The following is a 12,487-nucleotide window of genomic DNA, read 5'->3' on the forward strand; positions in this document are numbered from 1 at the left end:
ATATAATTTTTTTGATAAAATTCATCTTTATTACCACCTAATCACAGTAGCTGCCCACGTATACCCAGTCCCTGCGCTAACTACTACTGCAATATCTCCGGCCTGTAATTTTCCCTGTTCGTTTGCAAAGTGAAGACCAATGCAAGGATCAAGCGCTGACATATGTCCATAATGATCTAAATATACAACTTGTTCTTCCTCTAGCCCTAGTCCCTGTATCAATTCTATTAACATAGAACGTTTTGTATGCAGTGGTAACAATACTTTAATATCTTTAGGAGTTAACCCACTTTTTCTTAACGCCTCCCGAATCACCTTGTCAAAATTAGGGATTGAAACCCGATCTAGACGTTCTTTCATACTATTAGGATCTATTACATCAATATAATGCTGTCGATTCTCAACTGTATCATAGCTCGCAACCTGCTTTGATCCACCTGCTGGAATACGAACATCTTCATGAAATGAACCATCTGTTATAATCGCACTTCCTAATATTTCACCGTTTCTAGCATCTTTTTTCACTAAAGCTGCACTTCCGCCATCAGCGAAATTAAACATAAAACGCGAGCGTGGATTATCATAATCTACAATTTGAGATTCTTTACATCCACCTACTAATAATATATTTTCAATTGAGTTATCGGAGTAGAGCATATCTTTTGCGACTTTGAGAGCAATAGGAAAGCAAGAACTAACATTCATAATTTCAAAAGCATAAGCATTTTTCAATCCAAGTTCATGCTGAATTTTTGGGGCACTAGACCATACGTGGTAATCTTTATGTGGACTGCCAAAATAAATGACTACATCAATAGATTGAGGATCTACTTGTGATAATATTGGCTTTGCAGCAGCAATAGCTAAATCTGATGCATGCATCGTTTCATCTGCGACATGTTTTTCATATAATCCAAACTTTTCTATAATAATGTGCTCAGGGATACCAGTTTTTTTAGATAAGTCTGCAGCCGTCTCTACTTCTTTTGGAAAGAAAACACCAGTCGCTTCAATCCCAATATTCATTAGACTACTCCTCCTTCTTTTGGCACCATCATTGTAGCTACACCTGTTAATACTAAATCTCCTTTTTGGTTATGACACTCTGTTAACAATTTCAAAACTCTCTTTTCCATCATAAATTCTTGTACTGTAGCCGTTGCTGTAATTGTATCTCCTATAAAAACTGGCGCTGTAAATTTAATAGTTTGCTCCATATAAACGGATCCTTCTCCAGGTAAATGAATACCAAGCAATTGCGATAATAGACTAGAAGTTAGTAAACCATGTGCTATTCTTTGATTAAATCTAGTTTTTTTCGCATACTCATGATCAATATGGATCGGATTAAAATCCCCACTTAAACCTGCAAATAATACAAAATCCGTTTCTGTTATTGTTTTACTACATGACGCCTTTTGACCCGTGCTGTACATCGTCATCTCTTCACCTACTTTTCAATTGATTTGCTAACTGTGCTTTTTGAATTTTACCAGTTGCATTTTTAGGCAATTCTTTTAGAAAAATAATCTCTTTCGGTATTTTATATTTTGCTAGAAATAAACGACAATGTTCAATGACTTCCTTTTCAGTTAATACACTGCTACTCTTTTTCACAATAAAGGCGATTGGAGTCTCTCCCCACTTTACATGTTGCCTACCAACGACCGCTACCTCATATACGTCCGAAAGCTTATTAATGACTTGCTCTACTTCAAGTGGATAAATATTTTCACCACCGGAAATTATCATTTCTTTTTTTCTACCGACAATGTATACAAAACCATCTTCATCAACTCTAGCTAAATCTCCCGTATATAACCAACCATCTTGAATCGCTTCTTTTGTTGCATCTGGCCGATTCCAATACTCTTTCATTACATTTGGTCCTCTTATAAGTAGCTCTCCAACTTCACCAATCTCAACTTTATTTTTGTTTTCATCAATAAGTACATAATCACAAAACAGAACAGGCTTTCCAATTGAACCTACTTTACGTCTTGCATCTTCTTCTGAAAGCATAAATACGGTTGGTGATGTTTCAGTCATACCAAAGCCTTGACCAAATAAAAATCCTCTATTTATAAATTCTCTCATCAACTCTTCTGGACATGGAGCACCACCGTTATAAAACCAGCGAACTGATTGTAAATTTGTAGTTTCAAACTTTGAACAATTTATTAATGCTTGATGAATTGTAGGTACTCCCATCACTACAGTCACTTTATGTTTTTCTATCATGGAAAGAGCTGTAGTTGGCTCAAATTTTCTTGGAACAATAATTACACCACCTGCAAATAAAGTTGGAAATGCGAATAAACCAATCCCACCAATGTGAAATAAAGGCAGTAATACAATGGAGCGATCGTGAATAGTTAGATCAATCGCAAATGTATTATTTAGTGCATTCCAAAACATATTGTCTTGTGTAAGTACAGCTCCTTTCGGTTTTCCAGTTGTCCCTGAGGTATAACATATAATAAAGGATGCGCTTTCATTTATCTCTTCAAAGTTATCAATTTTTCTATCTTCTATTTCTTTTAAACTTGTAATCGAAATAACTCTTTGTACATACGATACCTTCTGCATTGACAATGCCATATTTTGAAATGTTTCCTCTACAAATAACAATGTAGTTCCACTATCTTTCAACTGAAAGATAAGTTCATTTTCTGTTAACCGTATATTTAGTGGAACAGCAATACATTCTACTTTTGCTATAGCAAACAAAAGAACGATATATTCCAAGCTATTTTGTGATAAAATAGCTATCCTTTCTCCTTTTTGCACATGTAAGTCGCAAATGAAATATGCGGCTACTTTACTTACATACTCATATAACTGCTTATATGTCATTTCCTCCTCTTCTGTAATAATGGCAATGCGATCTGGATGTAAATAGGCCCTTTTTTCAATCCAATAAGCAATGCCTTGCATATTCTCTCCACTCCCTTATCTCTTTCTCAACCCTTCAAATATTAATGACATCGCTGCTTCAAATACATCTTCCGGAACATCTTTCTCTTCCCAATAACCCCATCGCATTCCTAAAAATTGCCCAATTGACATAAGACAATACGCAATTGTTTCTTTATCAAGTTGTTTAAACTCTCCCGCTTCCATACCAGCCGATAAACTTTTTAAAAATCCATTTGCGAGCTTTGCATAGTACCATCTATATAAGTTATCATCAACAACTACTGCCTGTTGTACAATGTTATATAGATTAGGTCGATCTTTCACCCACCGAAAAAAAGCCTGAAAACCTCTTCTTTGTGCCTCTTCATAACTTGATATTCCCTTCATTTCTTCTTTAATAATTAGGCGTAACTCACGGTTCAATCTGCGAATCAATTCATCAAATATATCTTTTTTAGATGGAAAGTAATTATAGAAAGTTCCGTGCGCTACCTTTGCTTCTTGTGTAATATTCACGATAGAAGCCTCGTAATATCCTTTACTACCAAACACCTCTTCTGCAGCACACAATAACTTCTCTCTCGTTTCTAACCCTTTTGTTGTTAGATTTTTTACATCCATTATTATCTTTTCTGACACCTGAATCACCTCTTAGATTTGATTATAAATATATTTCTGAATTTTACAATTATTATTGTTAGACAAAATCTGCAACTGTCTTTCTATACCCCAATAAAGATCGGCTTCTTTTGACTAGCTATTAATTAATGAGCATTTTATAATGCATTCCTAATCAGAATATATAAACGCCCGTCAGTTGAATTTTTTACACTTCCCACCCTATCATAACACCATATACATTTAAGAAATATTATGAAAATAAATCCATATTTTACAAAATCGGAATATACTAATATAATATATAAATGATTATCACTTATAAGTATCGGATATGAGTGAGAAAAATTTTTTATATACCTAGGAGGAATCATAATGAATTTTAAACATGTACTCGCAACAGGCTTAATTACCGCCACATTATTTGGTGCAACGAATGCTCATGCACAAACTGAACATTTCATTGATGTACCAACGAATCACTGGTCTAAAGATTCGATTGACCATCTAACTGAGCAAAAGATTATTAGTGGTTATGGTAACGGAAAATTTGGATTTGGGGACAATGTAACTCGTGGGCAAGTAGCTGCGATTATTTCAAGATACTTAAAATTAGAAAATACCGGATCTACAAATAAACATTTCTCTGATATTCATGGGCATATGTTTGAAAACAATATTAAAGCAGTTGCTCAAAAAGGACTTATGACAGGGGACAGTAACACTGACAAGTTTAGACCTGATGATACATTAACTCGATATGAAATGGCTGTTATCTTACAAAAAGCATTTCATCTACCTGTAAAAACAAATGACCTTTTCTATGATGTTCCAAATAATTTTTGGGCAACAAACTCTGTTCGTTCATTGTATAGTAATGGCATTACAAAAGGAATTGGAGACTATAAATATGGCGGAGAAATGAATGTAACAAGAGAACAATTTGCAACGTTTATGTATAAAGCAATTAATGTAAACCCTTATTTTATTCCTGATTCTATTCCTGCAAAAGATGAGGATAAGTATAAAGAAATTGAGAATATACTAATTGATTCTGGATTTTTAAAAACCGATTATAACTATGTATATACTAAAACTGGTCAAACATATGATGGCATTATGTATTTTAATTTTTCTCCCTATGATGACAGCGCATATAGAATGTCTATTCATAGTGATGATCCTGTATTAAACGAGCCAGTGAAAAAAATTCTCAATACACTACTACCAACTGAAGCGGATAATCTGTACAATCTAATTAAAAACCCTACTGCAAGCTCTCGAACAACAGAATTAGATGGTCGCAAAATTGAATTTAGAAGAGACTCTAGTACTAGTGTAAATGTTTCTCTTGGAAAACGAAAATACTAAAAGAGTAACTATTTAAAATGAATACAAGTATATATATGCTTATTCATAAAAAATAAAAGGACTGCCCCATAAGTCGTTTTCAGCAACTTATGGGACAGCTCCCTTTAATGTTAGTTAGAATTATTTTCTACTTTCTCTAACCCTTCAGCCAATTGTTTCTTATCTAGCCCTTCCCCTATTACTACTAAGTTCGTTGGGAACCCGAAGTCTTGTTCCAGTAAAGTCGGTACCCCGAACGAGTATTGGAATAAGTGAGGATATTTGTCCCCATGAAATTTCACAAAACCTTTTACACGATAAATACTGTCTGGTAAATTTGAAAGCCATTCATATAAATTGTCTTGATCAATCGATTTCGTAAATTGATACGTCATCGTTTGTATATGTAAATGCTGTTTTACATGTAGTGTCTCATGTTCCCCATCATTCGTAAATTCAGCTTCTTCTATGTCTTCTAAAGATATATTACAATATTTTGTTTCAAACAATTTCGCATGATTATTTATCACTTTCACTTCTTCTATTACTTTGTTCTTATCCGCATCTGTTAGTAAATCTGATTTATTAATTAAAATGTGACTACCAAACTTCAGTTGCTCATGCAATAATTGCTGAACGTTTGCACTTAATACACTTCGATTTAACCATCTTACTGCATCTAAAACGATTACAATGGATTTCACTTCTAAGAAAGGTGCTAAAATTGGTGATACACATGCATCTAACACTTCAATTGGATGCGCAACACCTGTCGTTTCTATATAAATGACATCTGGTCTTTCTTGCTGATATAACGAATGCAACTGTATTTCAAGCTCTTCTTTTAGCGTACAGCAAATACATCCTTTCAGAAGTTCTCTTAAAACATTCTCTTTTCCAATAATATCTGTATCTACCGAGTATTCACCAATTTCATTCATTAATACTGCAACTTTTCTATTTTTCTTTTTCTCTGCTAACAATAAATTTTGTAGCAATGTTGATTTTCCACTACCTAAAAAACCACCTAATATATGAATCTCCACTTTATTCATGCGATCGACCATCCATTTCTTTATTTCAAACGTATTCAAAGCGTAATAATTACGATTTATATTTATCATTTTATTAAAAGAATGACCATTTGTAAACATAACAGATTCATTGTTCGTTTACTTCATGTGCAACCCTAACTCCAGACTCTATTGCTCCTTGCATCCATCCATGTGTTAATGTCGTATGCTCTCCTGCAAAATGTACTTTCCCAGATGGTGGTGTAATATACGGAAATAACTCGAGTTCTTGGCCCGGTTCGAACGCTGTAAATGCGCCGCAAGAATACGGATTTTGACTCCAGCTAAAAGATGCCCCTGTAACAAACTCACTATAGACGATGTCACCGTATATTTCCGCTAAATTTTTTAATGCATAACGAATGCGTTCTCTATCCGGTAAACTATCCCATGTTAACGCCTCATCTGCCCACGTATAACTTGCTATAACGATAGCTGGTCCTGGAGTATGAATACCATAGCTCGGATAGTATGTAAACCGTATCGGTAAATCAGTAATAGATTTACCGCCACACTGTCCCGCTTTCTCCCAAAATCTACTTTTAAACTCTATCGCAATTTTCGTTGCAGCAATATAATTTAATTCACGAATTGCTCGTCTTTTAAAATAAGAGAATAAGTGGTATGGCTGAACTTCTACAAATCGTAACGCTGAAAATGGAATTGTGACAATAGCAATGTCGCCTGTTACCATAAACGAATGTAACGTTTGTTCATTTGTTACTTGCATCATTACCTTATTATCTTCCTGTATAATTTTTTCTACTTTATACGGCATAAAAATATTATCTTTTAACTCTGGTAAAAATGAATTTGGTAATGCATCCATTCCGCCTGTTATCTCATAATATTTCGTCGTTGAAGTAAAAAAGATCATTTCACGTAATACTTCAATTAAGGACATTCCCATATATGCTTCCATATCAAGAAGTACCCCGATCATATCTATTGCACCATCTGAATAATACTCCATTAAAAATGAACCAAGCGAATACGTTTTATACTTTTTTTCAACGATAAGCCAGTTTTTATTAGAATCCTTCTTTATAAAATTTAATATGGGTTCTAATACTACTAACATTAACTCTTCTGCCGTTTTTCCTTTTTCATTCTCTAAAATGGGATATTGAAGTATACTTGGATTTTTTTCGAATATGCTCAGCCTTGTTTTAATATTATTCGTATAAATAATATCTGCAGTGGTTTTATTTATAAACAGATTTAACGGTAATTTAAATTTGCGAATGTATGCCAAAGTTAACTCGTGTGTTTCAGGAATTCGCATTGGCCCTGCATTAAAATATAAACTAGAGCTAAATGGTTCACGGATTGTATATATTCTTCCACCTATTCGTTTATTCGCTTCTAAAATGGTTATGTTATGACCTACTTCTTTCAATAACGATGCTGCAACTAATCCTGAAATCCCTGCACCAGCAATAATAATATGCTTTGGATTCTTCGTTTTAACGAGCCCCACATTAATAATATGAAGCATTCTTTCCATCGTTAATGGCTGCATCATGCCCTTATCCCCTTCAATAAAGGATTTTATTGCATTATATTCGGTTCACTTACTTCCTATGTTTCATGCAAAGAATTGCACGGATACATTTTCAATTACTTGAATATCTTTTATAAAATGTAATAAACTAGATATGACTCTATAGAAGTAAGACGTATTATCTTACATAATAAAATTAATGAAATTGCGAGGAATTTTGAAATGAAAAAAGGGATTAACCGTGTTGTATTAGTAGGAACAGGAGCGGTTGGATGTAGTTATGCTTACTGCATGATTAATCAAGCTGTGGCTGAAGAATTTGTTTTAGTTGATGTAAATGAAGCAAAAGCTGAAGGGGAAGCAATGGATTTAAGTCATGCTGTTCCATTCGCACCAGCTCCAACTAGAGTATGGAAAGGTAGCTATGAAGATTGTAAAGATGCAGATCTTGTAGTCATTACGGCTGGATTACCACAAAAACCAGGCGAAACACGTTTAGATTTAGTTGAGAAAAACGCAAAAATCTTTAAACAAATTGTTCGTAGTATTATGGATAGCGGCTTCGATGGTATCTTCTTAATCGCAACTAACCCTGTCGATATTTTAACTTACGTAACTTGGAAAGAATCTGGTTTACCGAAAGAGCGCGTAATTGGTTCTGGTACAACACTTGATTCTGCTCGTTTCCGCTATATGTTAGGTGAGTACTTCAATATTGGTCCACACAACATTCACGCCTATATTATCGGCGAACATGGCGATACTGAACTTCCAGTTTGGAGCCACGTTTCCGTTGGTATCCAAAAACTACAAACACTGCTTGAAAAAGACAACACGTATAATCAAGAAGATTTAGACAAAATTTTCATAAACGTTCGTGATGCAGCTTACCATATTATTGAGCGAAAAGGTGCAACTTACTATGGTATCGGCATGTCACTTCTACGTGTTACTAAAGCGATTTTAAATGATGAAAATAGTGTATTAACTGTGTCGGCTTACTTAGAAGGTCAATATGGTCAAAAAGATGTGTATATCGGTGTACCCGCTGTTTTAAATCGCGGCGGTGTTCGTGAAATTTTAGAAGTAGAATTAAGTGAAGACGAAGAATTAAAATTCGATCACTCTGTTCAAGTGTTGAAAGAAACAATGGCTCCAGTTCTTTAATATATAAAGTAAAAAGCAATCCAAAATAAATTGGATTGCTTTTTACTTTATTTTCCATTTTTCAATCGATTCCTCATTATTTACATCAAGTACATCTAATAAGAAGATGAAGATTGGTATCCCAATAATAAGCCCCCATATTCCAAGAAAATGTTCTGAAAAGATGAGAATCATAAATGTATAAAAGATTGGTAAATTTGTTTTCGCAGACATAAACTTCGGATTTAAAAAATAACTTTCAAGAGCATGGATGACTGTTATGAACACGAGTATGTAGACTACATATATAACTCCTCCTACGTTATAAGCAATGATACAAAGTGGAAATAAAGAAATAATCACACCTGCAACCGGAATTAACCCTAGTAGAAAAATCATAACAGCTAATACGAGAAGCTGCGGAAACCCTAAAACAATTAATGCAATAACAGTAAGAATACAATTTACAACCGCAATTAAAAACTGCGCTTCAATTACTTTACCGAATGATCTTGCGAACCTTTCGCCAAAATATGCAATCTCCTCATAAAAAATCTTTAGCTTACTCTCTTTAAATTTAGAAGTAAATGTAATAATACGCTCTTTTTCTAATAAGAAAAATAAGCTTAATATGAGAGACAATAATATTTGTAAACTTACCTTCCCTATATTTGCTATCGATTGATAGATGACATCTACACCTTGTTCTATATACTTTGATACTTCCATTCCATTAATTGTCGAAAGTGCATATTTAATGATTTCATTATCAGGCGGGTTTTGAAAAAACAATTTAAATTGATAAATCAATTGCGAAATTTGTATCGTTAACACAGGTAAATATTTATACAATGTCGTGCCAATAAAGGAAACTAATATGATATACAAACAGGCAATAACAATTTTCCGATTCACTTTCAATTTCTTTGAAATAAAACGTTGAAATCGATCCATTAAAAATGTCAGTATAAACGTAATTAATATTAAATTGATCATACTTTTTAATCCATATAATACTAACGCTAATATTATTAAAACGAGAAACCGTTGAAACCCTCTACTTCGAAAGAAATTTTTCACTTCATTCATTAAAATTTAACCTCCCCCTTCAATGGATGGAAATTGAATATATTACATTTTATGAACTTCTATAGACAATCTTTCTTACTAATTAAGAAGAATCCTTTTTTTCTTTTTATATTGTTAGATTCTATTTATATTAGCCCACCTACTTACTTCAGTTGAGCTCTTTTTTTCGTTTAACCTTTTACAATTTAGGTGATTTTCTATTTCTAGACTGCTGCTCATACGCATATCCAATATTGAACAGTTCCTTCTCACCGAATTGCTTCCCGACAAACACTGCACCTACTGGCTCTCCATTGTTATCATATCCTGCTGGCACCGCTAATTCTGGATAGCCAGCTACAGCTGATAGAAGAACTTCATCGTTGTTAATCATAACTAAAGCATCCAAACCTTTGTCTACTAAATACCTATCTAGCTCTTTTCTTGCATTTTCTTGACTCGTTTGCACTACTTTTTGAAACTCATCTTTCGTTATAGCAGATTTTTCAGATCCCTCAATTAATGTTTGTCCATATTTTATTCGTCTATTACTATCCTTTTTATTAAACGTTATAATCTCTTCTAGCGATTTTACCGGTGCATTTTTTTGCTTTGAAAGATAATCGTTAACATTATGTTTGAACTCATATTCTAATGTTTGCAGATTATCTACACCCTCAGCATTTAACTGAATATCATCAGTCAAGATCGCACCTGCATCTCGAAGGTCTTTTCTAATCTTTTCTGCTACTTCTTTTCTATTTTCATCTTGTCGATCTATTGAAAAAAGAACTCCTACTTTTTTCCCTTTCAATCCGTCTATCGATAAGTCCTTCGTATAATCAATTCTTTCTTTATCTTTCATTTTTTCTGTCATAGCATCTTTTTCATCATAACTTACCATTATGTTAAATAACGTTGCTGCATCCTTAACCGTTCTTGCCATCGGTCCTGCTGTATCAAGTGTTTCAGCTAATGGAATAATGCCTGATCTACTCACCATACCTAGTGATGGACGTAACCCAACTACTGATTGCTGCGTCGCTGGTGCTACAATCGATCCAGTCGTTTCCGTCCCGATTGCAAGTGGTGCAAAATCTGCCGCAACTACTGTAGCAGATCCTGAACTTGATCCCGATGTATCAAACGTAATCGGACCGTATGGATTCAAATTTTGTCCTTTTTTCCCGCTATATCCGCTAGGCATTGTGAAGGATAAATAATTTGCCCACTCAGACATATTCGCTTTTCCTAAAACAAAAGCACCTTCTTCTTTCAACTTCTTCACGACCGTCGCATCTTCATCTGCAATCCAATCTTTTAACACATACGTGCCCGCACTTGTCGGCATCACCTTTTCCGTTTGTACATTATCTTTTACGATAACTGGCATGCCGTATAAGTTCGACTTCTTATTGAAAGACCTTTCTTTATCTAACTTTCGCGCTTCTTCCATTGCATTTGGATTAATCTCTGTAACAGCATTTAATGATATTCCATTTTGGTCATGTTCTTGTATTCTAAAAAGATAAATACTCGTTAATTCTTCATATGATAATTTCCCATCATCAATCATTTTTTGGAGCTCATCTACAGTCGCATTTACGATTTCTTTTTCTTTTATCTCTACATTTTCTATGTTAATGCCTTTCAACTGATTATATATTGGTTTTAACACTCTATCTTTATCATATACGATACGCTCAGGTTCCTTTGGAAAATAATTTTTATATACGTAATATCCGCCAGCACACGCTAATAAGACAATGCCTCCAGCGATAGACAGCGTTACCTTTACCCATTTCTTCATGTTGCTTCCTCCACTCTATAAGATGCTTAGCTATAAGAAAAAGAGAGTTACCTTTTACTTAACTCTCTCCAATCAAAATGCTAAATGAAAAAATGAAAGATTTCAATCTAATTACTTCTTTTTTTGCATTTGCTTTGCTAACATTTCTTTTACTTGATTATACGTTAACCCTGAATTTTTATTTAAACGCTTTACTTCCTCAACATCAGTACCTACCACTGTATATTTTTTCTTATCATTCATTTTTCTAATTCCTTTCTCAACGGATTATTTCTTATATTTCTTCCCTAAATGCATATAAATTAACATCACTACAAAAAAAGAAGCTGTTTTTAAGCACAGCTTCCTTCTCGTTATATATTGGATTTCTTAATAAAATTTCACTACATCTTCAGTAGGCAAGAACGTTCTTTCTGCTGGTTGTTCGTTTGGTTCACCAAATGGCATTTGTCCTACTAAGCTCCACTCAGCTGGAATGTTCCAAGTTTCTTTCACTTCAGCATCTACGATTGGATTGTAATGTTGTAATGAAGCTCCAATTCCTTCAGCTGATAATAACATCCACACAGTATGTTGTAACATCGCATTTCCTTGATGAGACCAGAATGGGAACTGATCTTTATATAATGGTGCATTTTCTTGCATTTTTTCTACAGTTGCTTGATCTTCAAAGAATAGTACAGTCCCTACACCTGCATGAAAACCTTTTAGTCTTTCTACAGTTGCTTCAAAGTTTTCTGCTGGTACGCGGGCTCTTAGTGTTTCTTTTACAATATCCCAAAACTTTTCATGCTCTCCATCCATTAATACGACCATACGGCCACTTTGCATATTGAAAGATGTTGGTGCGTGTAAAGCTGTTTTTAACACCTCTTCAATTCTTTCTTTCGTAATTGCATCATTTTTTGTTACTTTACGAATGGAACGGCGGTTCACGATTGCTTCTTTTAAGTTTGTTGTAGTTGCTGACATTTTAATTCCTCCAAATGTTTGTTTTAT

At 34.1% G+C, this 12,487-nt stretch carries 12 protein-coding genes; 2 read left to right on the forward strand and 10 right to left on the reverse strand.

Annotation, left to right across the window (positions count from 1 at the left end):
* Nucleotides 1–30: 30 nt before the first annotated feature.
* Genes ACTFRS_RS08870 through ACTFRS_RS08885 form a run of 4 tightly spaced genes read right to left on the reverse strand, consistent with a single transcriptional unit; the run spans nt 31 to nt 3,558 of the window.
* Nucleotides 31–1,026, reverse strand: a complete 996-nt coding sequence (locus ACTFRS_RS08870) for a 3-oxoacyl-ACP synthase (RefSeq protein WP_139867671.1) — start codon at nt 1,024–1,026, stop codon at nt 31–33.
* Entirely contained in the window at nt 1,026–1,442 is a 417-nt protein-coding gene (locus ACTFRS_RS08875; protein ID WP_139867673.1) for a MaoC family dehydratase, read from the reverse strand. Before ACTFRS_RS08875 ends, ACTFRS_RS08870 begins: the two co-directional genes overlap by 1 nt.
* Nucleotides 1,443–1,446: 4 nt before the next feature.
* Entirely contained in the window at nt 1,447–2,937 is a 1,491-nt protein-coding gene (locus tag ACTFRS_RS08880; RefSeq protein WP_139867675.1) for an o-succinylbenzoate--CoA ligase, read from the reverse strand.
* Between the two features lie 15 nt (nt 2,938–2,952).
* The gene (locus ACTFRS_RS08885; protein ID WP_001290799.1) at nt 2,953–3,558 is read right to left on the reverse strand and encodes a TetR/AcrR family transcriptional regulator; all 606 of its coding nucleotides are present in this window, start codon (nt 3,556–3,558) and stop codon (nt 2,953–2,955) included.
* A gap of 354 nt (nt 3,559–3,912) precedes the next feature.
* Between ACTFRS_RS08885 and ACTFRS_RS08890 the strand changes: the two genes are divergently transcribed.
* Nucleotides 3,913–4,908, forward strand: coding sequence for an S-layer homology domain-containing protein (locus ACTFRS_RS08890; protein ID WP_139867678.1), 996 nt, complete (start codon nt 3,913–3,915; stop codon nt 4,906–4,908).
* Nucleotides 4,909–5,018: 110 nt separating this feature from the next.
* Here the strand turns inward: ACTFRS_RS08890 and ACTFRS_RS08895 are convergent, their stop codons facing one another.
* Nucleotides 5,019–5,942: a CobW family GTP-binding protein gene (locus ACTFRS_RS08895; RefSeq protein WP_205689058.1), complete on the reverse strand. Its 924-nt coding sequence runs from the start codon at nt 5,940–5,942 to the stop codon at nt 5,019–5,021.
* 106 nt (nt 5,943–6,048) lie between these two features.
* Nucleotides 6,049–7,485, reverse strand: coding sequence for a flavin monoamine oxidase family protein (locus ACTFRS_RS08900; RefSeq protein ID WP_139867680.1), 1,437 nt, complete (start codon nt 7,483–7,485; stop codon nt 6,049–6,051).
* A gap of 201 nt (nt 7,486–7,686) precedes the next feature.
* On the opposite strand from ACTFRS_RS08900, the gene ACTFRS_RS08905 reads away from it, so the two are divergent.
* Nucleotides 7,687–8,631, forward strand: coding sequence for an L-lactate dehydrogenase (locus tag ACTFRS_RS08905; RefSeq protein ID WP_000715326.1), 945 nt, complete (start codon nt 7,687–7,689; stop codon nt 8,629–8,631).
* A gap of 42 nt (nt 8,632–8,673) precedes the next feature.
* Here the strand turns inward: ACTFRS_RS08905 and ACTFRS_RS08910 are convergent, their stop codons facing one another.
* From ACTFRS_RS08910 to ACTFRS_RS08925, 4 genes are all read right to left on the reverse strand, one after another.
* The gene (locus ACTFRS_RS08910; protein ID WP_440023734.1) at nt 8,674–9,699 is read right to left on the reverse strand and encodes an AI-2E family transporter; all 1,026 of its coding nucleotides are present in this window, start codon (nt 9,697–9,699) and stop codon (nt 8,674–8,676) included.
* Nucleotides 9,700–9,877: 178 nt separating this feature from the next.
* Entirely contained in the window at nt 9,878–11,488 is a 1,611-nt protein-coding gene (locus ACTFRS_RS08915) for an amidase family protein (protein ID WP_139867685.1), read from the reverse strand.
* A 111-nt stretch (nt 11,489–11,599) separates the two neighbouring features.
* Complete coding sequence (locus ACTFRS_RS08920; RefSeq protein WP_014893830.1) at nt 11,600–11,731, reverse strand: hypothetical protein; 132 nt, start codon at nt 11,729–11,731, stop codon at nt 11,600–11,602.
* 126 nt (nt 11,732–11,857) lie between these two features.
* Nucleotides 11,858–12,460: a nitroreductase family protein gene (locus tag ACTFRS_RS08925; RefSeq protein WP_001277021.1), complete on the reverse strand. Its 603-nt coding sequence runs from the start codon at nt 12,458–12,460 to the stop codon at nt 11,858–11,860.
* Nucleotides 12,461–12,487 lie beyond the last annotated feature (27 nt).

The sequence above is a fragment of the Bacillus cereus group sp. MYBK139-1 genome, from assembly GCF_051916915.1.
Lineage (GTDB): Bacteria > Bacillota > Bacilli > Bacillales > Bacillaceae_G > Bacillus_A > Bacillus_A pacificus.